General features: G+C 70.5%; 23 protein-coding genes. 4 read left to right on the forward strand and 19 right to left on the reverse strand.

Features of this window, described 5'->3' with window-relative positions:
- The first annotated feature begins 38 nt into the window (after positions 1-38).
- Together QRX60_RS16560 and QRX60_RS16565 are read left to right on the forward strand one after the other, a co-directional pair.
- On the forward strand, positions 39-1,355 hold the full coding sequence (locus tag QRX60_RS16560) for a citrate synthase (protein ID WP_286001662.1): 1,317 nt from the start codon (positions 39-41) through the stop codon (positions 1,353-1,355).
- Positions 1,356-1,422: 67 nt separating this feature from the next.
- Complete coding sequence (locus tag QRX60_RS16565; RefSeq protein WP_286001663.1) at positions 1,423-2,769, forward strand: cryptochrome/photolyase family protein; 1,347 nt, start codon at positions 1,423-1,425, stop codon at positions 2,767-2,769.
- Here the strand turns inward: QRX60_RS16565 and QRX60_RS16570 are convergent.
- The 7 genes from QRX60_RS16570 to QRX60_RS16600 all read right to left on the reverse strand — a co-directional run bounded on the left by QRX60_RS16570 (position 2,759) and on the right by QRX60_RS16600 (position 9,315).
- Positions 2,759-3,961 (reverse strand): glycosyltransferase, encoded by a 1,203-nt coding sequence (locus tag QRX60_RS16570; protein WP_286001664.1) that lies wholly within the window; start codon positions 3,959-3,961, stop codon positions 2,759-2,761. The genes QRX60_RS16565 and QRX60_RS16570 overlap by 11 nt on opposite strands.
- A gap of 162 nt (positions 3,962-4,123) precedes the next feature.
- A complete protein-coding gene (locus tag QRX60_RS16575; RefSeq protein WP_286001665.1) occupies positions 4,124-5,314 on the reverse strand; it encodes an ABC transporter permease in 1,191 nt (396 codons plus the stop codon).
- Positions 5,311-6,240 (reverse strand): ABC transporter ATP-binding protein, encoded by a 930-nt coding sequence (locus QRX60_RS16580; RefSeq protein ID WP_286001666.1) that lies wholly within the window; start codon positions 6,238-6,240, stop codon positions 5,311-5,313. The genes QRX60_RS16575 and QRX60_RS16580 overlap by 4 nt, the downstream gene beginning before the upstream one ends.
- Positions 6,233-6,781, reverse strand: coding sequence for a hypothetical protein (locus tag QRX60_RS16585; RefSeq protein WP_286001667.1), 549 nt, complete (start codon positions 6,779-6,781; stop codon positions 6,233-6,235). The genes QRX60_RS16580 and QRX60_RS16585 overlap by 8 nt, the downstream gene beginning before the upstream one ends.
- On the reverse strand, positions 6,778-7,047 hold the full coding sequence (locus QRX60_RS16590) for a helix-turn-helix transcriptional regulator (protein ID WP_284742952.1): 270 nt from the start codon (positions 7,045-7,047) through the stop codon (positions 6,778-6,780). The genes QRX60_RS16585 and QRX60_RS16590 overlap by 4 nt, the downstream gene beginning before the upstream one ends.
- 166 nt (positions 7,048-7,213) lie before the next feature.
- A complete protein-coding gene (locus QRX60_RS16595; RefSeq protein WP_286001668.1) occupies positions 7,214-8,755 on the reverse strand; it encodes a glycerol-3-phosphate dehydrogenase/oxidase in 1,542 nt (513 codons plus the stop codon).
- Complete coding sequence (locus QRX60_RS16600; protein WP_286003614.1) at positions 8,752-9,315, reverse strand: TetR/AcrR family transcriptional regulator; 564 nt, start codon at positions 9,313-9,315, stop codon at positions 8,752-8,754. The genes QRX60_RS16595 and QRX60_RS16600 overlap by 4 nt, the downstream gene beginning before the upstream one ends.
- Before the next feature lie 97 nt (positions 9,316-9,412).
- Here QRX60_RS16600 and QRX60_RS16605 point away from each other — a divergent pair, with 97 nt between their 5' ends.
- Positions 9,413-11,032: an FAD-binding oxidoreductase gene (locus tag QRX60_RS16605; RefSeq protein WP_408630234.1), complete on the forward strand. Its 1,620-nt coding sequence runs from the start codon at positions 9,413-9,415 to the stop codon at positions 11,030-11,032.
- Here the strand turns inward: QRX60_RS16605 and QRX60_RS16610 are convergent.
- The 3 genes from QRX60_RS16610 to QRX60_RS16620 form a co-directional block, all read right to left on the reverse strand.
- The gene (locus tag QRX60_RS16610; protein ID WP_286001669.1) at positions 11,010-11,564 is read right to left on the reverse strand and encodes a gamma-glutamylcyclotransferase family protein; all 555 of its coding nucleotides are present in this window, start codon (positions 11,562-11,564) and stop codon (positions 11,010-11,012) included. The genes QRX60_RS16605 and QRX60_RS16610 overlap by 23 nt on opposite strands.
- Positions 11,565-11,629: 65 nt before the next feature.
- The gene (locus QRX60_RS16615) at positions 11,630-12,727 is read right to left on the reverse strand and encodes an S-(hydroxymethyl)mycothiol dehydrogenase (protein WP_286001670.1); all 1,098 of its coding nucleotides are present in this window, start codon (positions 12,725-12,727) and stop codon (positions 11,630-11,632) included.
- A 264-nt stretch (positions 12,728-12,991) separates the two neighbouring features.
- Entirely contained in the window at positions 12,992-13,852 is an 861-nt protein-coding gene (locus QRX60_RS16620; protein WP_286001671.1) for a sigma-70 family RNA polymerase sigma factor, read from the reverse strand.
- Between the two features lie 76 nt (positions 13,853-13,928).
- Here QRX60_RS16620 and QRX60_RS16625 point away from each other — a divergent pair, with 76 nt between their 5' ends.
- Positions 13,929-14,378 carry a carboxymuconolactone decarboxylase family protein gene (locus QRX60_RS16625; protein WP_286001672.1) on the forward strand — a complete coding sequence of 150 codons (450 nt, stop codon included), beginning with the start codon at positions 13,929-13,931 and terminating at the stop codon, positions 14,376-14,378.
- Between the two features lie 56 nt (positions 14,379-14,434).
- Here QRX60_RS16625 and QRX60_RS16630 read toward each other — a convergent pair whose 3' ends face one another.
- The 9 genes from QRX60_RS16630 to QRX60_RS16670 form a co-directional block, all read right to left on the reverse strand.
- Positions 14,435-15,697, reverse strand: a complete 1,263-nt coding sequence (locus tag QRX60_RS16630; RefSeq protein ID WP_286001673.1) for a peptidase C39 family protein — start codon at positions 15,695-15,697, stop codon at positions 14,435-14,437.
- A 71-nt stretch (positions 15,698-15,768) separates the two neighbouring features.
- Complete coding sequence (locus QRX60_RS16635; protein WP_286001674.1) at positions 15,769-16,170, reverse strand: PaaI family thioesterase; 402 nt, start codon at positions 16,168-16,170, stop codon at positions 15,769-15,771.
- A 115-nt stretch (positions 16,171-16,285) separates the two neighbouring features.
- On the reverse strand, positions 16,286-18,016 hold the full coding sequence (locus tag QRX60_RS16640) for a TIGR03767 family metallophosphoesterase (protein WP_286001675.1): 1,731 nt from the start codon (positions 18,014-18,016) through the stop codon (positions 16,286-16,288).
- A 177-nt stretch (positions 18,017-18,193) separates the two neighbouring features.
- Complete coding sequence (locus QRX60_RS16645) at positions 18,194-18,634, reverse strand: DUF4190 domain-containing protein (RefSeq protein ID WP_286001676.1); 441 nt, start codon at positions 18,632-18,634, stop codon at positions 18,194-18,196.
- A 58-nt stretch (positions 18,635-18,692) separates the two neighbouring features.
- Positions 18,693-19,127: a DUF4190 domain-containing protein gene (locus QRX60_RS16650; RefSeq protein WP_286001677.1), complete on the reverse strand. Its 435-nt coding sequence runs from the start codon at positions 19,125-19,127 to the stop codon at positions 18,693-18,695.
- 55 nt (positions 19,128-19,182) lie between these two features.
- Entirely contained in the window at positions 19,183-20,001 is an 819-nt protein-coding gene (locus QRX60_RS16655) for a carbohydrate ABC transporter permease (RefSeq protein WP_286001678.1), read from the reverse strand.
- Positions 19,998-20,906, reverse strand: coding sequence for a carbohydrate ABC transporter permease (locus QRX60_RS16660; RefSeq protein WP_286001679.1), 909 nt, complete (start codon positions 20,904-20,906; stop codon positions 19,998-20,000). Before QRX60_RS16660 ends, QRX60_RS16655 begins: the two co-directional genes overlap by 4 nt.
- On the reverse strand, positions 20,903-22,195 hold the full coding sequence (locus tag QRX60_RS16665; protein WP_286001680.1) for an ABC transporter substrate-binding protein: 1,293 nt from the start codon (positions 22,193-22,195) through the stop codon (positions 20,903-20,905). Before QRX60_RS16665 ends, QRX60_RS16660 begins: the two co-directional genes overlap by 4 nt.
- Positions 22,196-22,295: 100 nt before the next feature.
- Entirely contained in the window at positions 22,296-23,924 is a 1,629-nt protein-coding gene (locus QRX60_RS16670; RefSeq protein ID WP_286001681.1) for a long-chain fatty acid--CoA ligase, read from the reverse strand.
- Positions 23,925-24,016 lie beyond the last annotated feature (92 nt).

Genomic DNA, 24,016 nt, shown 5'->3' on the forward strand with positions numbered 1-24,016 from the left:
GCGCCGCCGACCCGTGACGAAACGTGAGAGGGACTTGCATGTCCGACGCGACGACTGCGGGGCAGTCCGGCGGCGAAACCGCGAAGCTGACCCTGCCGAGTGGCGAGCACGAGTTCAAGATCGTCCACCCGGTCGAGGGCGCGCCCGGGATCGAACTGGGGAAGCTGCTGGCGCAGACGGGGTACATCACCTACGACCCCGGGTTCGTCAACACCGGCGCCGCGTCGTCCGCCATCGCCTACATCGACGGTGACGCCGGGATCCTCCGGTACCGCGGGTACCCGATCGAGCAGCTGGCCGAGAAGTCGACCTTCGTCGAGGTCTCGTACCTCCTGATCTACGGCGAGCTGCCGACCGAGGCCCAGCTGGCCGACTTCACCGAGAAGATCCAGCGGCACACGCTGCTGCACGAAGACCTGAAGGCGTTCTTCAGCGGCTTCCCGCGCGACGCGCACCCGATGCCGGTGCTGTCCAGCGCGGTGTCGGCGCTGTCGACCTTCTACCAGGACTCGCTCGACCCCTTCGACGAGCCGAACGTGGAGCTGTCCACCATCCGCCTGCTCGCCAAGGTCCCGACCCTGGCCGCGTACGCGTACAAGAAGTCCGTCGGCCAGCCGCTGCTGTACCCGGACAACTCGCTCGGCCTGGTCGAGAACTTCCTGCGGATGACGTTCGGGTTCCCGGCCGAGCCGTACGAGGTCGACCCGGACATCGCGAAGGCGCTCGACCTGCTGTTCATCCTGCACGCCGACCACGAGCAGAACTGCTCGACCTCGACCGTGCGCCTGGTCGGCTCGTCCGAGGCGAACCTGTTCGCGTCGATCTCGGCCGGCATCAACGCGCTGTTCGGCCCGCTGCACGGCGGCGCGAACGCCGCGGTGCTCGACATGCTCGAGGGCATCAAGAACGACGGCGGCGACGTCGCCAAGTTCGTCGAGCGGGTGAAGAACAAGGAAAAGGGCGTGAAGCTGATGGGCTTCGGGCACCGGGTCTACAAGAACTACGACCCGCGCGCGAAGATCATCAAGAACACGGCCGACGAGATCCTCGGCAAGCTCAAGGGCGGCGACCAGCTGCTCGAGATCGCCAAGAAGCTCGAAGAGACCGCGCTTTCCGACGACTACTTCATCGAGCGCAAGCTGTACCCGAACGTGGACTTCTACACCGGCCTGATCTACCGGGCGCTGGGCTTCCCGACGAAGTTCTTCACGGTGCTGTTCGCGCTCGGCCGCCTGCCGGGCTGGATCGCGCACTGGCGCGAGATGATCAACGACCCGGCCACCAAGATCGGCCGCCCACGGCAGATCTACACCGGCCACGCTTCGCGGGACTACACCCCGATGTCGGAGCGCTGATTCTTTCAGCTGATCGATGAGCGCCCCGTCGTGCACCCGCACGGCGGGGCGCTTATCGTTGTCCGTCGTGACTCGAGAAGCACCCGTCGTCCTGTGGTTCCGTCGCGACCTGCGGCTGGGCGATCACGCCGCCCTGCTCGAAGCCTCGAAGCACAGCAAGCACGTCCTCGCGCTGTACGTCCTCGACGAGGCGCTGCTGAAGCCGGGCGGTGCCCCGCGCGAGGCGTTCCTGTACGGGTGCCTGGAGAAGCTGGACGAGCAGCTCGGCGGACGGCTGATGCTGGTGCGCGGCGAACCCGCGGCCGAGGTCGTGAAGGCCGCGAAGAAGATCGGTGCCGCGGCAGTGCACGTCAGCGCCGACACCGGACCCTATGGTCGCCGCCGGGACGCCGAAGTCGCGAAAGCGTTGGCGGAGAACAACATGGACTGGGTCGAGACGGGCTCGCCGTACGCCGTGACGCCGGGGCGCGTCACCAAGCCGGACGGCGATCCGTACCGCGTCTTCACGCCGTTCTTCCGGGCGTGGACCGCGCACGGGTGGCGCGGGCCCGCCGACACCGGACCGTCCCTTGTGGACTGGGTGGAGCCGCCGCGCTCGCTGAAGATCCCCAAGCCGCCCAAGGTTTCCGCGACGCTGCCCGAGCCGGGTGAGCAGGCCGCGCTGGACGTCTGGCACGAGTTCCTGGACGACGGCGTCGAGACCTACGACTCCGATCGTGATCGCCCGGACCGCGAAGGCACGACCCGGCTTTCGCCGTACCTGCGCTGGGGCTGCGTCCACCCGCGGACGCTGCTGGCCGACCTGGCGGGGGACGACCGCGCCGGCGCGAAGTCGTTGCGCAGCGAGCTCTGCTGGCGCGAGTTCCACGCCGACGTCCTGTGGCACCGCCCGGAAACCGCGCGGAAGAACTACGACAAGCGGTTCGACGGGATGAAGCACGATGACGACCGCGAGGCCTTCGAACGGTGGTGCGCGGGCAAGACGGGCTACCCGATCGTCGACGCCGGGATGCGGCAGCTGCTGGCCGAGGGCTGGATCCACAACCGCGTCCGGATGGTCGTCGCGAGCTTCCTGGTCAAGGACCTGCACCTGCCGTGGTGGCTCGGCGCTCGGCACTTCATGAAGCACCTCGTCGACGGCGACCTCGCGTCCAACCAGCTGAACTGGCAGTGGGTCGCCGGCTCCGGCACCGACGCGGCGCCGTACTTCCGGATCTTCAACCCGACGACGCAGGGGGAGAAGTTCGACCCGAACGGCGACTACGTCCGCAAGTACGTGCCGGAGCTGCGCGCCGTCGCCGGGAAGGCCGTCCACAAGCTGAAGGACCGCCCGAAGGAGTACCCGGAGCCCATGGTCGACCACGCCCACGAGCGCCAGGTTTCCTTGGAGCGGTACGGAAAGATCACTTCATAGCGTCGAGGACCAGCTTCGCCGCCACTTCCGCGCCGTCGGTCCGGATCGTGGCGGCGACGGCGGTCGCGCACGCTTGGGCTTCGAAGGCCGTCTTGAGCGCGGAGGACAGGGATTCGACGGTCGGCACCGGGCCGTCGTGCGCCGCGCCTATGCCCAGCTCGGCGACGCGGCCGGCCCAGTACGGCTGGTCGCCGCCCTGCGGGACCACCACCTGAGGCGCGCCCGACCGGGTGGCGGTCGTCGTGGTGCCCGCGCCGCCGTGGTGGACGACGGCGGCGCACCGGCCGAACAGCGCCTGGTGGTTGACCTCGCCGACGACGAAGCAGTCGTCCCGGTCATCGGCCAGGCCCAGATCGGCCCAGCCCTGGCCGACGACCGCCCGGCGGCCGTGCGCGCGGATCACCTCGATGGCAACGCGCGCGGCGTCCTGCGAAGCGCGCATGGGCATGCTGCCGAAGCCCGCGTACACGGGGGGTTCGCCGGCGTTCAGGAACGCCTCGAGGCCGGCCGGGAGCGGGCGGTCGTCCGGCACGATCCACGCGCCGGTCTGCACGACGTCGAGCTCGGCCGTCTCGCGCCACGGGTCGAGCACCGGGTCCGTCGCCAGCAGCGGGCGGTCGCCGAGCACGTAGCCGAGGACGCCGCCCACCGGCGGCAGGCCGTGGGCCGCCCGCTGGGCGTCGAGCGGCGTCTTGAACAGCGCGTCGATGTTCCGGGCCTCCAGCTCCCACAGCGCCCGGTGGCCGGTGTCCGACGGGAGCGAGAGGTTCGCGTGCGTCAGCCGCGGTGGGTGGTGCGGTGTCGGCAGCGTGAGCTGCTGGAACGTCGCGTACAGGTAGGGGATGCCCCGCTGCTCGGCCACCGACCGCGCGCCCGCCACGGCGGGCACCAGGCCGGTCGCCACCACCGCGTCGCACCCTTGCGCGCCCGCGGCGAACTGCGCGGCGATCAGCTCGGCCGCGCGCTCGGGAAGCCCTTTCGCCGTCGGCGGCTTCGCCCCGGTGACCAGCGGCCGCACGGCCTGGCCGACCGGCACCATCTCCACGCCGACGCCGGTCAGCCGCCGCGCGAACTCCTCGTCGGGCGGCGCGCACACCCGCACGTCGGCACCGCGCGCCCGCAGCCGCACCGCGAGCGCCACCAGCGGCTCGACGCCCCCGCGCGAGTCATACCCGGACAACAGAACACGCACTCGATCACTCCCGATTCCGCGGATCTCCGGTCAGGACGGTGATTCTGCGGCAAGAACCGGGTCTTGCCGCAAGCCCGGGGGTGCGCTATAACGTGAGAAGGGGAAGGGGCCGGTGCTCCTTCCCCTTCGTCGTCCGTCGTAGACGGACACTGTGGACGGACCTCAGCCGCGCAGGGCTTCCGACAGCTTGATCCGGCTGCCGATGCGCAGCACGCTGTTGCCGTAGATCTTGCCGCCCAGCCAGGTCAGCAAGGCGACGAGCGCGACGGTAAGCCCGAGCGAGAGCGCGATCTCCCAGCCCGCCGCCGCACCGGTCGAGATCCGGGCCGGCATCAGGATCGGCGAGAGCAGCGGGATGAGCGAAAGCACCTTCGCCCCGGTCCCCGACGGGTCCTGCAGCAGCAGGTTGATCCCGGCGATGAACCCGACGACGAGGATGATGTTGAGCGGGGAGACGACCGACTGGGTGTCCTCCTGCCGCGACACCAGCGACCCCAGCGCGCCGTAGATCGTCGCGTACAGCAGGAACCCGAGCAGGTACCAGAGCAGGCCCCACAGCAGCGTGCCGGTGGCGAAGCCGGACAGGCTGAACACGCCGGTCACCGACGCCGCGACCAGCCCGGCCGCGCCGAGGATCACCAGCTGCGTCAAGCCGACCAGGCCGAGCCCGATCACCTTGCCCAGCAGCAACTGCCACGGCCGCACGCTGGCGAGCAGGATCTCCACGACCCGGCTCGACTTCTCCTCGACGACGCCCTGGGCGACCATGGTCCCGTAGGTGATGATGCTGATGTAGAGCAGGAACGCCACGATCAGCCCGACGATGAGCCGCTGCGTGTGGTCGGCGGGTTCCGGTGAGAGAGCGTCGTCGCGCACGTGAGTGCCGTTGACCTGCGCCATCACGTCGGCGGGCTCCAGCTGCGCGGACGACAACACGCCGTCGAGCACCTGCTGCTGGGCGACCTGGTCGAGCACCCGGCGCAGTTGATCGTCCAAAGAGGACTTGTAGGTGGCGGTCAGCTTCGCCGCGCTGCCCGAGACGAGCGCGTCGAGGTCGCCGTCCTCGACCTTCTTGCGGCCCTCGGCTGGATCGGTCACGACGACCGTCGAGATCTCCCGGCCGGACAGGGCGGCTTCGGTCTGCAGCTGCTGGGCGATCCCGATCGCCTGGCCGGTCAGCCCGACCTCGTTCTTGTCCGCCGAACCCGCCAGCGCGGTCTGGAACCCGACGTACCCCAGCAGCAGCACCAGCAGCACGGCCGTGCCGATGACGAACGAGCGGGTGCGCAGCCGGGTGTTCAGCTCGCGCTTCATCACGAGCCAGACGGCCCGGCGGGCACTGAGCTTCCTCATCGCGGTTCCCCCTCTTTCGAACCGGCACCGTCGGACACGGCGTCGCGGAAGAGCTCGGTCAGCGACCGGCGACGGCGGCTGAACTCGGTGACCGGCCCGGTCGCCAAAGCCGCGGCGAGCACGGCCTGGTCGTCGGCGCCCGGGTCGAGGTCCAACACGGTGGTGGTGCCGTTCTCCTCCAGCACGCGCACGCCGGGCAGGCCCGCGGCCCAGCCGGGGCGCGCGGCCGGGGCGGTGACCACGAGCTTGCTGCGCGCGCTCGAAGTCAGCTCGCCGACGGTGCCGACGGCCACCATCCGGCCGGTGCGGATGATCCCGACCCGGTCGCACAGCCGCTCGACGAGGTCGAGCTGGTGGCTGGAGAAGACGACCGGCACGCCGGTCGCGGCCTTCTCGCGCAGCACGCCGCTCATGACGTCGACGGCCAGCGGGTCGAGGCCGGAGAACGGCTCGTCGAGCACCAGCACGGCCGGGTCGTGCACCAGCGCGGCGGCCAGCTGGACGCGCTGCTGGTTGCCGAGGCTCAGCTTCTGCACCTCGTCCTTGCGGCGGTCGGCCAAGCCGAGCCTGCTGATCCAGTTCTCCGCGTTGCGGTGGGCCTCGTTCGCGCTGAGGCCGTGCAGCTCGGCGAGGTAGATCAGCTGCTCGAGGACCTTCATCTTCGGGTAGAGCCCGCGTTCCTCGGGCATGTAGCCGATGTGCGTGCGGGCCTCGTGCGTGATCTTTTCGCCGCCGAACCGGACCTCACCGCCGTCGGCGGCGAGCACCCCCAGCGCGATCCGCATGGTCGTCGTCTTGCCGGCGCCGTTGCTGCCGACGAAGCCGAACAGCTCCCCGGCGCGGACGTCGAACGTGACGCCGTCCAGCGCGACCTTCGCGCCGTAGCGCTTGGAGATCCCGTCGATCTCCAGCGTCCCCTCAGTCATTCCCCATCCCCTCTTCGAAGTCCTCGGGGTCGTCGTCCGGCAGCGACCAGCCCAGCACGATGGTCGGCATGGTGGTGCCGGTGACCAGCAGCGCCGACAGCATCATCGCGCCGCGGACGCCGCCGTCTTCGGTGTGGGCGACCAGCAGGCCGTAGATCATCGCGACGATCATCAGGTAGCTGAGGATCTGGAACCCGGCGTAGGTGACGCGGTGGCGCCACTCGCGCTCGCGTTCGTCCAGCAACCGCGAGAAGCCGCCGCTCATCCGGCCGGTGAGGATCCGCAGCAGTACGAAGGTGCCGCCGCCCAGCAGGATGCTGCCGCACCAGAGCGCGCCGTACAGCCAGTCGCTGCCGGTGGTGAAGATCGACGCGCTGACGATCAGCCCGAGGTCGGCGAGCGCCAGCGCGGCGACCAGCGGCCGCCGGTGCCGCCGGTCGCGCCAGCCGGGCAGCCGCCGGGCGTGCCGCAGTTCGCGCTCGTCCATCTTGTCCAGCTGACGTTCCCAGTAGGCCGCGAGCCGGCCCGGTCGTTCGGTCATGCTCCCCCCTCGCGGTAGACCTGGGTGGACAGCGGCGTGAACGGCGCGCGGCTGAACACCGCTTCGACCGGCAGGTCGAACACCGCGCAGATCCGGAAGGCCAGGTCCAGGCTCGGATAGTGATCGCCCCGCTCGAGAGCGCCGATGGTTTGCGGATTGACCTCGACGGCGTTCGCGAGCGCGGCCCTGCTCAGCCCGCGCTCGGCCCGGAGCACGGGGAGCCGGTTGTAGATCGGCAGCTCTTTGCCGCGTCTGACCGGACTCATGGAAGGTACTGTTGCAAAAACCCAACGAGTCGTCAACTCAAGAGAACATCAAGTCCGAGTTTTCCGGCTGCCTCGAGCGCCCCAATGTGGCCTTCGGTGCGTTGAACGCACCGAAGGCCACATTGGGTGCGCCGGATCAGGTTGGCCTGGCGGGACGACTGCCGGGTCAGGCGAGGCCGGCGAGCGACTTGTCGACAAGCTCTGCGACCCGCGGCGCCGCGGCCTCCGCGTCCGCCGGGATCAACGCCAGCCGCGTCCGGCGCTCCAGCACGTCCGCCACGTCCAGCGCCCCCTCGTTGCGGACCGCCCACACGACCTCGGCCGCCGTGATGTCCGCTCCCGGGGCCACCGGGGCCGCGAACTCCGCGTCCAGTTCGCCCAAGGCCGCGACCCGCGGCGCCTCCGTGCCGTAGCGGGCCACCAGCCGGGGCGCAGCGTCCACAAGAGACAGATCCGACCGCGAAGCCGCCCCGAGCAACGGCAACCGCGCGGTCCGGCACGGGGAAGCACTGAGACCGGCCAGGCGAACCGCCGCGTCGACCGCGTCCTCCGCCATCCGGCGGTACGTCGTCAGCTTGCCGCCGACGACCGTCAGCAGCCCGTCCGAGCCCACCAGCACCGCGTGCTTGCGGGACAGGTCCGCCGAACGTCCGCTCGTCCCCTCGACCAGCGGCCGCAGGCCGGCGAACGAGCCCGCCACGTCCGCCCGCGTCAGCGGCCGGGCCAGTACCGAGGAGGCGAGCGACAACAGGAAGTCCACATCGGACTCGGGAACCGCCGGCACGTCGGGGATCGGGCCCGAGACCGGCTCGTCCGTGAGTCCCAAGTAGACGCGGCCGTCCGGCTGGGGGAGCAGGAACACGAACCGGTTGGTCTCGCCCGGCACCCCGATGTTCACCGACGTCGTCCCCATCGGGACCGTGCCCGGCGCCAGCACCAGGTGCGAACCCAGCGACGGCCGCAGCCGGACCGCGCCGGTCAGCGTCCCCGCCCACACGCCCGTCGCGTTGATCACCTGGCGCGCGTGGATGTCCAGCGAGTCACCCGAAACGCCGTCGCGGACCCGTACCCGGTCCGCCGACAGCGACGAAGCCGACAGGTGCGTCAAAATGCGGGCGCCGAACGAGGCTGCCGTCCGCGCCAGGGAAACCACCAACCGCGCGTCGTCGACCAAGGCGCCGTCGTAAGCCAGCAGGGCGCCGCGCAAGCCGTGAGCGGAAAGTCCCGGTGCCAGAGCCAGAGCCTCGGCAGCAGGGATCGAACGCGGCCGCGGCAGCACCGACGACGGTGTCCGCGCCGCCCGGCGGAGGCCGTCGCCGGCCCGCAGGCCGGCCGCCACGAGTGCCTGGTGCGCCCGGGATGTGCTGGGGTACAACGGAAACAGCTGCGGCATCGCCCGCGTCAGGTGCGGCGCGGTGCGCGTCATCAGGATGCCGCGCTCGACCGCGCTCTCGTGCGCCAGGCCCAGCTCGCCCTTCGCCAGGTACCGCAGGCCGCCGTGCACGAGCTTCGACGACCAGCGGGACGTCCCGAACGCCAGGTCGTGCGCCTCGACGAGCGCCACCGACAACCCGCGCGAAGCCGCGTCCAGGGCGATGCCCGTTCCGGTCACCCCGCCGCCGACCACGACGACGTCGACGCGCTCGCCCGCCGCCAGCTCCGCGAGCTCGCGTTCGCGGCGCCGCGCGTTGAGCGAGCCGGACGTCATGGCTTCAGTGCCGCGTCGAGCACGTGGGTGAACTCCGCCAGCAGCGCGGCCTCGCCGACGTCCGCCGTGGCCGGCCGCAGCGAGAACGCGAACGACTGGACCACCAGCAGCACCGACCGGGACTGCACCGCGACCGGTGCCCGCCGGATCGACCCGTCCTGGTGGCCGGCCTCCAGCAGCTGGTGCAGCGCCTGCTCGGCGAACTTCTGCGTCGCGCCCAGCCGCTCCACGATGTACGGGAGGACCAGTTCGGGGTCGACGTCGAGCAGCGTGCGGAACAGCGGGTCGGCCGCCAGCGCGCGGACGCCGGCCGCCGCGATGAGCACGAGCCGCTCGCGGCTGTTCGCGGCCTCGGCGCCGCGTTCGCTCGCCGTGCGCAGCAGCCCGCTGAACTCCCGGGTCATCAACGCGGCGAGCACGCTGCGGACGTCCGGGAAACGGCGGTAGACCGTCATCCGGCTGACGCGCGCGGTGCGGGCGATTTCGGCGAGTGTGGTGCGGCGCACACCGACGGCCAGCACGCACGAGCGCGCGGCGTCGAGCAGCACGTCATCGGCCACGCGCGTCGCCGTCTGACGGTTGCGGGTGTCCGCGAGCGCCGAGGATCCCGCGGTCTCCGTAGTGTGACGTTTCACGTCCATGTGTCACACTGTATCGGTGAACGCGCTCATTGACCACCGCCTTCGACGGTCCTGGACCCCGGAAGCCGCCGACGCCGCCCGGCTGCCCGTGCGGGCGGCCAAGTGGCTTGAACAGCGTATCGGCCCGACGGCTCCCGGTGCTGCCCCAGCCGGCGATTTGCCGGTGAAAATACCGTCACCGAAACTGGACGAATCTGCTGTCGCCGCGTTGACGGAAGTGGTCGGCGCGGAAAACGTGCTGGTCGGCGACGCGGAGCGGCTGGCGCGCGCGACCGGACTGTCCTACCTGGATCTGCTCCGCCGTCGCGCGCCTTCGGCGGACTTCCCGGTGCCCGACGCGGTCGTGCTGCCGGCGGACCCGGACGAGGTCCAGGCGGTGCTCGAAGTGTGCGTCCGGCACGACGTCGGGGTGGTGCCCTTCGGCGGCGGCACCTCGGTCGTCGGCGGGGTCGCCGCGCTCCGCGGTGAGAAGGCGTCGGTGATCGCGCTCGACCTCGTCCGGCTCGACGCGCTGGTGTCGGTCGACGCCGAGTCGCGCCTCGCCGTCCTGCAGGCCGGCGTCCGCGGTCCCGAGGCCGAGCGCCTCCTCGGCGAGCACGGCCTGACGCTCGGGCACGTCCCGCAGTCGTTCGAGCGGGCCACGATCGGCGGTTTCGCGGCGACGCGCTCGGCCGGGCAGGCGTCGTCGGGCTACGGGCGCTTCGAAGACATGGTCAAGGGCGTGCGGCTGGCCACGCCGCGCGGCGAGTGGAAGCTCGGGGTCGCGCCGGCGTCGGCGGCGGGCCCGGACCTGCGCCAGCTCGCGGTCGGCAGCGAAGGAACGCTCGGCGTGATCACCGAGGTGTCGCTGCGGGTGCGCCCGGCGCCGCCGGTCCGCCGCTACGAGGGGTACGCGCTGCCCGGCTGGGAGGCCGGCGCGGCGGCGGTGCGCGACCTCGCGCAGCACCACGCCCTGGCCGACGTCACCCGGCTCTCCGACGGCGACGAAACCGAAGTCTCCTTGGCGCTGAACGCCAGTCTCAAGACGACGGCGCTGCGCCGGTACCTCGCCGCGCGCGGAGTGGCGCGGCCGTGCTTCCTCATCGTCGGCTGGGAAGGCACGGCGCACGACGTGGCGCTGCGTCGCCGCGAGACGGCGCGCCGGCTGAAGGCCTCGGGTGCCGTGCGCGTCGGCAAGGCGCTCGGCGAGTCCTGGCGGCACGGCCGGTTCGCCGGACCCCGGCAGCGGGACGCCCTGCTGGACCAAGGGGTCTGCGTCGAGACGCTGGAGACCGCGGCGTACTGGTCCCATGTGGACGAACTGCGCGACGACGTCCGGGCGGCGTTGACGTCGTCGCTGGGCCGGTCGATCGTCATGTGCCACATTTCGCACGCGTACGAGACCGGCGCCTCGCTGTACTTCACGGTCCTGGCCGCTCGCGACGAGACCGACCCGATCGGCCAGTGGCAGCGCGCGAAGGCGGCGGCGTGCGAGGCGATCACCGGGCTGGGCACGATTTCCCACCACCACGCGGTCGGCGTCGACCACGCGCCGTACCTGAAGGCGGAGATCGGCGAGCTGGGTGTCGAGGTGCTGCGCGCGGCGAAGTCCGCGGTGGACCCGACCGGGATCCTCAACCCGGGGAAGCTGGTCTGAGCACTTCGCAGGGGACGCCGTGGCCGCCCGCGGCGACGCCTTCGAGCGCCGCCGCCTCGGCTTGGGCGACGTCGGCGGTGCGCACCGGCTTGCCGTCCACCAGCAGGGGGTAGCGGATCGGCGCGGCGCCGACGTACGTGTGGACCTCGCTCAGGCGGGTGCCGTCTTCGAGCGTGATGTCGGGTTCGGTCAGCCGGGCCAGGTGGTAGCGCGTGCCGCGGCCCTCGCAGCGGTCGAGCACGGCCAGCTGGTCCGGCGTCACGAACCAGATCGCGTGGTCTTCGACGCCGTCCGTGGCGGTGAGGGTGGCCGGGCGCTGGTCGTCGACCACGCGGAAGCCGGCGGCCCACACCGCGGCGAGCCCGCCGCAGCGCGCGTGCGCCACCACGACCGGGCCCTCGAGCCCGAGCCGCCCGCGCAGCCAGGTGATCTTCGACGGGTTCGCGTTCGAGCCGTAGGCCAGCACGGCCATCCGGTCGCGCCAGCCCGCGGGCGCGGCGTCGAGCGGGTGCCCGACGCCGTCGACGTGCACGAACGAATGGCCCGGCCGGGTGCCCGGGTAGGGCTCGGCCGGGTACTCGTCGTCGGTGAAGAGGGTCAGAAGGTCACCACGCTGCGCAGGACGTCACCGTGGTGCATGCGCTCGAAGGCGTGCTCGACGCCGTCGACGCCGATGCGCTCGGTGACGAACTTGTCGAGCGGCAGCCGGCCCTGCAGGTAGAGGTCCACGAGCATCGGGAAGTCGCGGCTCGGCAGGCAGTCGCCGTACCACGACGACTTGAGCGAGCCGCCGCGCGAGAAGAAGTCGATCAGCGGCAGGTCGTTCAGGCGCATGTCCGGCGTCGGGACGCCGACCAGGACGACCGTGCCGGCGAGGTCGCGCCCGTAGAACGCCTGCCGCCAGGTCTCCGGGCGGCCGACGGCGTCGATCACGACGTCCGGGCCGAAGGAGTTCGTCGCGTCCTGCATGGCCTCGACGACTTCGGCCTCGGCGAGTCCCTTGCTGTTGACGGTGTGGGTCGCACCGAAGTCCTTGGCCCACTCCAGTTTCCGGTCGTCCGTGTCGATCGCGACGATCGTGGTGGCGCCGGCGAGTTTCGCGCCCGCGATGGCCGCGTCCCCGACGCCGCCGCAGCCGATGACCGCGACCGAGTCGCCGCGGGTGACGGCACCGGTGTTGAGGGCCGCGCCGAGCCCGGCCATCACACCGCAGCCGAGCAGCCCGGCGACCGCGGGCTCGGCCTCCCGGCTGACCTTGGTGCACTGTCCGCTGTGGACGAGGGTCTTTTCGAGGAAGGCCCCGACGCCGAGCGCGGGCGACAGCTTGGTGCCGTCTCCGAGGGTCATCGGCTGCGCCGCGTTGAACGTCGAGAAGCAGTACCAGGGCTTGCCGCGCCTGCACGCCCGGCAGGTGCCGCAGACCGCGCGCCAGTTGAGGACGACGTAGTCGCCGGGCTCGAGGTCGGTGACGCCCTCGCCGACGGCTTCGACGACGCCGGCGGCTTCGTGGCCGAGCAGGAACGGGAAGTCGTCGTTGATCCCGCCCTCGCGGTAGTGCAGGTCGGTGTGGCAGACCCCGCAGGCCTGCACGTTCACGACGGCCTCGCCCGGCCCGGGATCGGGCACGAGCACGGTCTCCAGCGAGACGGGCTCACCCTTCGCGCGCGAAACGACCCCCTGGACCTCGTACGGCATGCGAATCCACCTTCCGGCTGCACTGCTGGTTCCGCCCGCAGCTAATCACGGATCATGCGGAGATGGCGACATCCGCATGAGTGAGGTTCGGTGATCCATGCGCAACCAGTTGCGCTTTACGCAACTGAGTGTGGCTCACGTCCGGGAGGGCGCGCGGGCGTGGTGTCGTGAATGACTCATTCACCTCGTCCGACGACATGAATGAGTCATTCACGACGTTCGGTCACTCGAACACCGGCGTGCCTCCGGCCCCCGGTTTCCAGCTTATCGGGAGGTACCGACAGTTCCGGGCGGCTCCGGCAGGTCCATCGACGCGAGCCGGGCCGGGTCGGCCACCGCCGCGATTCCGGCTATCCGGCCGTCGACCACTGTGAACGCCACCACCGACAACGGGCTGCCGTCCTCGCGCCAGGCCACGACGCCGGGCAGGCCGCCCACCAGCACCGCACGGCCGCCCGACGCCGCGCCGAAGCGCGCGCCCGCCGCCACGTTCGTCGCGCCCAACACCACCACCACACCGTCCGGGGTGTCGACCGTCAGCTTGACGTCGGGGTCGAGCACGCGCAGCAACTCCTCGAAGTCGCCGTCGCGGGCCGCTCTCAGGAACGCGTCCACCACCGCACGCTGCTCGGGCCCGGCCGACAAGGCCGGCGAAGGCGTCCGGACCTTCCGGCGGGCGCGGCTCGCGAGCATCTTCGACGCGCCGGGGGTCTTGCCGAGGATCCGGCCGATCTCCTCGAACGGCACCCCGAACAGGTCGTGCAGCACGAACGCCAGCCGCTCGCCCGGCCCGAGCGACTCGAGGACGACCAGCAGCGCGAGCCCGACCGAATCCGCGAGAGCGACGTCGTCTTCGGGGCTCTCGTCCACCGCCACGACGATTTCGTCGTAGGGCGCCTCGGGACGGGACCGGCGCGAGCGCAGGACGTCCAGGCTGATCCGGCCGACCACCGTGGTCAGCCAGCCGTCGAGGTTGTCGATGCTCGCCGCGTCCTGGCGCGACAGCCGCAGCCAGGCCTCCTGGACCACGTCCTCGGCGTCGGCGTGCGAGCCGAGCACGCGGTGGGCCACCGCGCGCAGCCGGTCGCGCTGCGCTTCGAAGGCCTCGGTCACCGTGTCGGGCATGTCGTTACCTTCCTCCGTTCCGCTCCGTCGTGGGGATGACGGGCCCGGAGGGGCACAGGTAACAGGCGGAGGACCGATGGAAGCACGGGTGAAGGACTCGGGGAATCCCGAGGTGTTCGGCGCGATCCAGCAGATCGTCAAGGCGGTGCACGCCGGCGGGGTCGACCCGCTGGTGCTGGAGCTGGTCCACCTGCGGGCCAGCCAGATCAACGGCTGCAGCCCGTGCGTCCACGGCGGAGTCCAGTCGGCGAAGCGGCACGGCGAGACCGACGAGCGGCTGCACAACGTGGTCGCGTGGCGTGAGACGCCGTTCTACACGGAGCCGGAGCGGGCGGCGCTCGCGCTGACGGAGGCCGCGACCCGCATCCAGGACGGCGAGCCGGGGGTGACGGACGCGATCTGGGAGGCGGCGGCGAAGCACTTTGACGAGAAGCAACTGGGCGCGATCACCCTGAACATCGCGCTCACCAACTTCTTCAACCGGATCAACCGCACCACGCGGCAGCAGGCCGGCCAGACCTGGTGAAGGTCCGTGAATGTCGCATTGAGGGACGCTACGTCCCTCAATGCGACATTCACGTCCTACGCCGGGGTGATGATGTACGCGACGCCGCCGGGGCCGCCCGCCACCGTCCCGTCGGCGCGGTACCGCTTGGTGCGCTGCCAGATCTTCTCGAACTGGTCGCGCTTGTAGACGTTGCGCACCCGGTCGTTGCTGCTCGACGCCGGGTCGTTCGCGATCACGTCGCCGTCCTTCGTGAAGCCGACGACCACCATGATGTGCCCGGACGTGCCGTAGCCGGCGCCGTCCAGCTCCGAAGCCAGGAACGACTGCGACGTGATCACCGGGATTCCGCGGGCGATGTACCCCTCGAGCTCGTTCAGCGAGTGCAGCCGGGTGATGTGCCCGCGCAGCCCGCGCGACGCCGCGTACGCGGTGTTGAACGGCCAGTTGCCGGTGCCGTCGTAGGCGTGGTCGTAGGTGTAGCGCGCCGCGAACGCCACCGACGGGTCGACGTAGTCCGCCGGGATCCAGGACATCTCCGCCGCCGACGGCTTCTTGCCCCAGTACTCGGCGACCATCTCGGTCGACGTCGGGCTGCACCAGGCCTCGCCGCCCCCGCCGTACTGCGGGAACTGTCCCTTGTGGAGGTTCTGCGCGTACGCCGGCACCTTCAGCTCGATCCCGGTGGCGCGCCCCGGCTTCGTCGTCTGCACGTCGAAGCGGTCCGGCACGGCGGACGTCATCGCGCCCAGTGAGGTCACCGACGGCGTCGCGGCGGACCCGGCCTCGCGGTAGAGGCTGATCCGCAGCTTGTACGACTTCAACGTCACGCCGGTCTTCATGACCAGCGTGTCCACGTCGACCAGCGCGTTCGCGTCGTCCTGGCCGTCGACACTGGTGCGCAGGATGTCGGCGTCGCCACTGGCCCAGCGGCCCATCACGTACCACGCGGTTTCGGTGCCCGTCGAGGTCCGGCCCTGCGCCTCGACCTGCAGCCAGGTCTTCGCCGGCGTCAGCGCGTTCCAGGACGCGACCAGCTGCGTCGCACCGAAACCCTGCCGGTACGACGGTGACGTCCACTGGCCGTACTCGTACGTCTTCGTCGTGCCGAGCTCCGGCTCGGTGTGCTCGACCGTGCCGATCGGGCGCGTGATGCGCAGGCCGTCGTGGGTCAGCGCGAGCCCGGCGAAGTCACCTTCGTGGAAGCGGCCGCCGCTCCACTCGTGGTAGTCGATCGCCTCGTCGTCGTGGGGCCGGGCCGGCGCGGCCTCGGCGACTTGCGCGGTTACAGCGGTCAACACGACTACCGACAATAAGGTGAACAACTTGCGTACGTGCATCCCGGCTCCCTGTTAGACCCACCCAGTAGCCAGGGATTTTCGCCGGTCGGGCCAGGTATGTAAACAGGTACCTACAGGACGGCCTGCGTCTGTGTCACTTTCGCGACCAACTTGCCGTCGTCGTCGTGGATCTCCGTCTCCACCACGACGAACTTGCGGCCGGCGTGCAATGGTCTGGACGACGCAACGGCGTAGCCCGAACGCACGGCACGCAGGAAGTTCGTCTTCGACTCGACGGTCGTCGTGCCCTGCCCGCCTTCGGGGAGGTTGAGGAACGCGCACACGGCACCGGTCGAGTCGGCCAGCGCCATGAGCGCGCCCCCGTGCAGCGCGCCGCCGAGCGTGCAGAGGCTCTCGTCCCACTTCAGCCGGCTGCGGACGAGCGCGGCCCCGTGCTCCAGCACCTCGACGCCGAGGCGCTCGGAGAACGGCATGGAGCGGTGGAAGAGCTGGGTGCCCTCGGGATCGGTCATGCGGCCCAGCCTGCCGCACCTCCCGCAGCGAGTCGATTACCTCGCAGGTAAGGCCCGTCGTGAGTGGTTAGGGCGGTTCTAACCGCCCTAACCACTCACGACGGCCGCGGGAGACTCAGGACAGGGGGTTCACCAGCAGCAGCTCGGTGTTGTGGTCCGCGGCGTCCCCGACGCGGCCGAGGTCGGTGTGGATGTCGTTGTAGGACAGCTCGCGGTACAGCGACGCAAGCGCTTGCGGCGTCCGGTCGCCGTAGTCCACGGCGTACGGTGCCTCGGCCTCGATCAGCGTCGTGAACAGCGACAACGTGCCGTCCGCGTTGTCCGCGACCTCGACGATCCGGGCGTGCTGCGGGAAGTCGATGTGCGACGCCGTGTTGATCTCCCAGAAGCCCTGCTGCGGCGTGTTCCCGGCGTGCGGGGTGATCTTGTTGAGGTGCGTGTGGCCGTTGACCCACGCGAGCACGTTCGGGAACCGCTTGAGCAGCGCGACGAACGCGTTGCCGTCCAGGCGCGGGTCGAGCAGGTGGCGCGAGTCGGGCAGCACGTTGCCCATCGAGCCGCTGGTGTGGTGGCTGAACAGGAGGAACAGCTCGTCGGAGACGTCGTGGGTGACCTTGCGGCCGAAGAAGTCGTAGTACGTCGAGCTGTTGCGCTTCAGCGTCGACTCGACCCAGTTGTACTGCGCGAGGCCGATCGAGCCGTCGGCGAACCCGGCGTCGGTCGTCGTGTCGAGGCTGATCCCGGTGACGCCCGGCGCGATCCGGAAGGTGTAGTAGACGTTCTTGCCGTCGGCGTTGGCGCTGGTGAAGCCGTGCCCGACCGGGCCGGGGCCGGTGTTGGCGGTGTCGAGGTGCGCGCGGACGAACTCGCCCGTGTCGAACGGGCGGCGCCGCGCGTCCGGCGTCACCTCGCGGATGGTGCCCGAACCGCCGAACAGCTCGGCGATCGGCACGCTGGAGCCCGGCTTCTCGATGGCGTCGGCGAGCTTCTTCGCGGTGGTCTCGTCCTTGCCGATGACCTTGTACTTCCCGGTGTAGAAGGCGTCGATGCCGGGGATCTGCGCGGGCAGCGAGCCGACGATGCTGTCGTCGTGGTTGCCGAAGGTGCAGAACCACGGGACGTCGAGGCCGGGCGCGGTGAACGTCTTGATGCCCGCTTCGAGCAGGCCGGGCAGCTGCGGGAAGCCCTTGGCGGAGTAGGCGTCGCCCACCCCCGGGATCGACGGGTTCCAGAACTCCTTGTTGCCGGAGCTCTGGACGCCTTCGTACGCGTTCGCGGCGCCGGAGTTCGGCGTGACGCTGCCGCCGTTGAGGACCTTGAGGAACCAGTCGAGCTCGATCAGCTCGTGGTTGTCGGTGTTGTCGCCGGTGGTGACCATGAGGTCGAACGGCCGCCCGGTGAACGGGCCCTGCCGCACGCTGTTGACGCGTTCGACGAGCGCGCTGGTGGCGACGGTGCCGAGCGCTTCCTGCGGCCGGTGCGCGGAGCCGATGAAGGGGTGCAGGTACTCGAAGCGCGCGGGGCTCTCGGTGTCGGTGATGTGCAGGTCGGTGAACTGCACGAACGCGCTGAGGGCGCGGCGCCGGTCGTCGCGGCCGCTCTGCGGGGTGGCGAGGTCGCTGCGCACGACCAGCGGCCAGCCGGGACCGCCGGTGAGCCGGGTGTAGGCCGGGCCGGCGGTGACGGCGGTCGCGACCTGCTCGAGCGTGGTGCCGGCGGTGGAGACCGAGCGGGTGCTCGTGAGCCTCAGCGCGCGGTCGAGGGCGTTCGCGGTGGGCGTGCACAGCAGGAGTCCGAGACCGGCGGCGCCCGCGGTGGCGAAGGTGCGCCGGGTGAGTTCGGCCATTGTTGTTCGCTCCCCAGTTTCTCGGTTGCCCAGCACCGTGCCGGACGCCGGTGTCCGGTCGGTGAACGTGACGTTTCGAGCCACCTTGTCACAGGCGTCGGGGAGGGTGTACCGCCGAAGGTCGTGGTCATTTCGGCCGCTGGGGAGCCGGTCGAGGACGACCTCGGTGCCGGCCGGTCAGCAGGCGTAGGTGCACGCCGCCGTGCCGGCCGCCGCCATGACGCCGAAGAAGAACAGCATCACGATCACCGCCGGGATCACCGCGATGATGCCGCACACCAGGCCCGCGATCCCCATGCCCTTGCCCGTGTAGCCCGGGCGGTCGGCCTGGACCATGCCGCCCCACGACAGGCCGATCGCCAGGAAGCCGAGGACCAGGTCGAGGAACGGGACCCAGAACAGGACCAGGGCGACGATGCCGACGACCATGCCCGCCACCGCCATCCCGCTGGTGATCAGCGGCTGGTACGCCGGGTACGGCTGGGACACGTACTGCTGCGGGGTGTACGGCTGCACCGGGTACTGCTGCTGCGTCCCCCAGGGCTGCGGGACCGGCGCCGAAGGCGGGTACGCCGGGCCTGGCTGGTCAGGCTGCCGGTAGGGGTCGAACTCGGTCATCGTGCACCTGTTTCTGTCGTTACCCGGAGTCGTCGGTGCGCCGGTTCCGGGCGTTACGTCAGCAGTAGATACCGCAGGTCGTCACGGCCGCCGTCGCGGAGAAGAAGATGACCATGAAGATGATAGCCGGGATCATCGCGATGATCCCGCAGACCAGGCCCGCGACGCCCATGCCACGGCCGGCGAACCCCGGCTTGGCGGCCTGGGCCAGGCCGGCCCAGGACAGCCCGATCGCGAGCAGGCCCATCAGCACGTCGCCGACCGGGATCCAGAACCCGAGCAGGGCGAGGATGCCGACGACCATGCCCGCGACGCACAGTCCGCTCGTGCGCAGCATCGGCATCGGCATCGGCACGCCGTACGCCGCCGGGTACGGCTGGGCAGGCACCGGCACCGACACCGGGTTCTGCTGCCAGACGGGCTCGCTCGGGACGGGCACGCGCGACGCCGGGTCGTCCGGGTGGACCGACGGGTACGGGTCGGAACCGGTCATGGGAGTACCTGCTTCCTTCGGGACGACCCCGGAGTCGGCCGTGCCCCGCGGCTTGTTACGAGCCGCCCAAACCGGACTCCGTCACCCCGCGCACCAGGTACCGCTGCAGGAAGGCGAACAGCAGCACGATCGGCAGGATCGACACCGCCGCCGCCAGGAACAGCAGGTTCAGCTGCGGGTTCTGCGCCGTCAGCAAACCGGACAGCGCCACCTGGACGGTCCACGAATCGGGGGACTGGGCGATGATCAGCGGCCACAGGAACGCGTTCCAGCTGCCGATCACCGTGATCACCGCGATCGCCGCGAAGAACCCCCGGGAGTTCGGGACCACGACGCGCCAGAACACGCCCCAGCGCGTCAGCCCGTCCACCCGCCCGGCCTCTTCCAGCTCGCGCGGGAAGTCCAGGAAGTACTGCCGGAACAGGAAGACGCTGAACGCGCTGAACAACCCGGGAACCACCAGCCCGCGGAAGTCCGACAGCCAGCCGAGCGTCGAGACCACCACGAAGCTCGGCACGAACGTCACCGACGTCGGGATCATCAGCGTCGCCAGCACCGCGGAGAACACGATCCGGGAATGCCGGTACGGGATCCGCGCCAGGCCGTAACCCGCCAGCGAGCAGACCACCAGCAGGCCGACCGTCTGCAGGACGGCCACGATCGCCGAGTTCAGGAGGCTGCGCGCGAAGGGGACGTCCTCCAGGGAGAACAGCTTCGAGAAGTTCTCCCAGTGCACAGTGGACGGAAAGAGTGTCCACTGTGGAGCTGTGATCTCCGCCCGGGACGCCAGCCCGTTGCGCACCAGCAGGTAGAACGGCAGCAGGAACAGCACCGCTGCCACCGCCAGTGACGTCCACCGGAGGAAGGCCCTCATGACGCCCGTCCGAACCGGAAGACCCGGCCCTGCAGCAGCGTCACCAGGGCGATGATCAGGGCCAGGATCACCGCGCCCGCGCTGCCGCGGCCGAGGTCCTGGCCACCCGAGCCCAGCGACGTGTAGTACAGGTACACCAGCGGCGGCCGGGCGAACGGCGGGTAGCCGCGGGAGTCGCCCATGATGTTGTAGAACTCGTCGAACGCCTGGTACGCGTTGATCAGGTTCAGCAGCAGCACGGCCACGGCCGTCGCGCGCAGCTGCGGCAGCGTGATGTACCGGAACACCTGCCACCCCGGCTTCGCGCCGTCGAGCCACGCCGCTTCGTACAGGTGCCGGGGGATCCGCTGCAGCGCCGCGATGAACAGGATCATGTAGAACCCGAGCTGCAGCCACAGCCGCGCGGTCACCAGCACGATCCAGTACAGCGGCGGGTGGACCGTGCCCGTCCAGGCCACCGGGTCGACGCCGAACAGGCCGAGCACCGTGTTCGCCAGCCCGTACCGGACACCGGAGAACAGCGACGTCTTCCAGATCAGCGACGCCACGACGTACGAGCACGCGAACGGCAGGAAGAACACCGACCGGAAGAACGCCCGCGCGAACCGCAGCTGGTCGACGCCGAGCGCGAGCGCCAGCGACAGGACGAACGTCAGCGGCACGATGAACACCGCGAACACGCTGAACGTCCCCAGGCTCGCCAGGAACGGCTCGTCGGTGAGCATGTGGCCGTAGTTGTCCAGCCCGACGAACTGCGTCGGCGTCACCGTGTTGCGCGCGTCGAAGAACGACAGGTACGCGCTCCACCCGATCGGCAGGTACGCGAAGACGGCGAGCCCGATCAAGAACGGCCCGACGAACAGCCAGAACGCGCGTGCGTCGCGCCGCTTCGTCCCCGGTGTCATCCGAAGAGGCGCTTCAGTTCGGCCTTCGCCACCTCGACCGCCGTCTTGGTCTGCGCGACCGGGTCCGCCCCCTCCTTCGCGATCTTCGCGACGGCGTCGGACAACGCCGTGTTCGACTGCTGGGTCCACACCGGACCGCCGACGAGGTGGCCGTTCTCCTTGACGAACCGGGCGGCGTCGGCAGCCGGGCCGGACTTGAGGCTGTCCGCGCGGCCGACCAGGCTCTGCCGCGCCGGGACGTGGAAACCGAACTTCGTCGCGAATTCCAGCTGGTCCTGCGTCTGGTCGACCCAGAGCCACTTGACGAACGCCTTCGCCTCGGCGACGTGCGCGCTCTTGGCGTTGACCATCGCGCCGTACGCGCCGACCGGGACCGACGGCGCCCCCGTGCCGTCGAGGCGCGGGAAGGGCAGCACGCCGAAGTCGTCGTCGAAGGCGTCACGGATCTTCGGCACGGCCCACAGCCCGGTCCACTGCATCGCCGCGAGCCCGTCGATGAACGCACCCGGGTCGGACCAGTCCGCCGGCGCCCCGAGCAGCAGCGAACCGTTGGCGTTGAGCGTGTGCAGCTTGGCCAGCGCGGTCGCCGCGCGCGGGTCGTCGAAGCCGACTTCGCGGTTGCCGTTCTTCAGGTAGTCGAGACCGGCCGACCAGAGCAGCGGCCCGGTGAACACGCCGACGCCGCCGTCGTTGCCCGCGAAGAGGCCCTTGACGCCGTCCTTCGTGAGCTTCGCGGCCGCGTCGATCAGCTCGTCGACCGTCTGCGGCGGCTGCACGCCCGCGGCCTGCAGCAGGCTCTTGCGGTAGAACAGCACCTGCGTGTCGGCGGCCTGCGGGATGCCGTAGACCTTGCCCTCGACGGTCTGCGTGGCCAGCACGGCCGGGCTGAAGTCGTCCTTGACCGGCGCGATGACGTCGTCGAGCGACACCACCTGGTTCTGCCGCACCCAGTCGATCTTGACCTGCGCCTCGAAGACGTCCGGCACCTTGCTGTTCTGCAGCGCGGTGACGATCTTCGAGTCGTAGTCGCCGGGGTTCCACTGCACGTCGACGGTCGCGCCCGGGTAGGTCGCGGCGTACCGCTTGACCGCGTCCTGGACACCGTCTTCGCCGTACGCGTGGTACCACTGCTGGAGCGTGACCTTCGGCGTGTCCGAGGGTGGCGGGCCCGCCGAGTACGCCGTCGACGGCGGCGGGGTGCCCTGCCGCCCGGTGTTCGACCCGCACGCCGTCGCCAGCGCACCCATTCCCGCGAGCGCGAGAAAACTCCGCCTGTTCCGCTGCTGCATCCCCAGAACCCCTCCGACGTGCTCTGAAGGCCACCATGAGGGCGTCAGACTCCCTCATGGTGGCCCGCAGAGGCTTGCAGACTCGCCGGAGATTTACCCGTTAGAGCTGTGCGATGTCGAGCTTTCCCTCGGAGTAGGACGCGCGGATCCGCTTCTTGTCGAACTTGCCGACGCTCGTCTTGGGGACTTCGTCCACGAACGTCCAGTTCTCCGGCAGCTGCCACTTCGCGACCTTGTCGCTGAGGAACTCGCGCAGCTCGGCGGCGGTGACGTTTTGGCCCTCCTTGAGCACGACGGCGACCAGCGGCCGCTCGTCCCACTTCTCGTCGGGGATGCCGACGACCGCGGCCTCGGCCACCGCCGGGTGGCCCATGACCTGGTTCTCCAGGTCGACCGACGAGATCCACTCGCCGCCGGACTTGATGACGTCCTTGGCGCGGTCGGTCAGCGTGAGGTAGCCGTCCGCGCTGACCTTGCCGACGTCCCCGGTGCGCAGCCAGCCGTCGTGGAACTTGTCCGGGTCGACCTCCGCGCCGCCGTAGTAGGAGCCGGCGATCCACGGGCCCTGGACCTCGAGCTCGCCGACGGCCTCGTTGTCCCAGGGCAGCACCGCGCCGTCGTCGTCGATCAGCCGGGCCCGCACGGACGCCGGGAATCGGCCCTGCGTGTAGCGGTAGCGCCAGGCCTCGTCGCCGGTCGCGCCGGCCGGCGGGCGGGCGACGCTGCCCAGCGGCGACGTCTCGGTCATGCCCCAGGCGTGCAGGATCGAGACCTTGTGCTTCTCCTCGAACGCGTGCATCAGCGACGGCGGCACCGCCGACCCGCCGACGACGACTTCGCGCAGGTGGGAGATGTCCTGCGGGTTCGCGTCGAGGTGGGCGAGCAGGCCCTGCCAGACGGTCGGGACCGCGCCCGCGAACGTCGGCTTCTCGGCGGCCAGCATCGCGGCGATCGGGGCCGGCTGGAGGAACCGGTCCGGCATCAGCAGCGACGCGCCGACCATCAGCGACGCGTACGGCAGGCCCCACGCCATCGCGTGGAACATCGGCACGATCGCCAGCGCCTTGTCGCTCTGCGCGAGGTTCATGCTGTCGCTCATGCAGACCTGCATCGAATGCAGCCAGATCGAGCGGTGTGAATAGGCGACGCCCTTGGGGTCACCCGTCGTGCCCGAGGTGTAACACATCGCAGCGGCGGAGCGCTCGTCGACGTCCGGCCAGTCGAAGGTGTCCGGCTGGCCGGCGAGCAGCTCGGCGTAGGCGTGCACCTGGACGCCGTCCGGAGCCTCGAGGGCCGCGGCGTCGCCGTTGGCCACGATGACGTGCCGGACCGTCTTGAAGTGGGGCAGCTGCCTCGCCAGCAGCGGGACGAGCGTGCCGTCGACGATGACGACCTGGTCCTCGGCGTGGTTGGCGACGAACACCAGCTGCTCGGGGAACAGCCGGATGTTCAGGGTGTGCAGCACGGCGCCCATCGCCGGGACGGCCAGGTAGGCGGCCATGTGCTCGGCGTTGTTCCACATGAACGTGCCGACGCGCTGGTCGCCTGTCACGCCGAGGCTCCGGAGCGCGTTCGCGAGGCGGGCGGCGTTGCGGCCGAGGTCGCCGTAGGTCTCGCGGCGGGCTTCTGAACCGGTCCAGGTGATGACTTCGCTCGCCGAGTGCACCGACGTGCCGTGGCGGAGCAGGTTCGCCAGCGACAGCCGGCCGTCCTGCATGGTGCTCAACATGGTCGCTCCCGGGGGGTCGTTCGCCGGTGAACTGGGGTTGCGCCGACTCTAGTGCGGATCGGGTGAAGCGGGCATGGTCAACAACGGCTCCG

Source organism: Amycolatopsis mongoliensis (genome assembly GCF_030285665.1).
Classification (GTDB): Bacteria; Actinomycetota; Actinomycetes; order Mycobacteriales; family Pseudonocardiaceae; genus Amycolatopsis; species Amycolatopsis mongoliensis.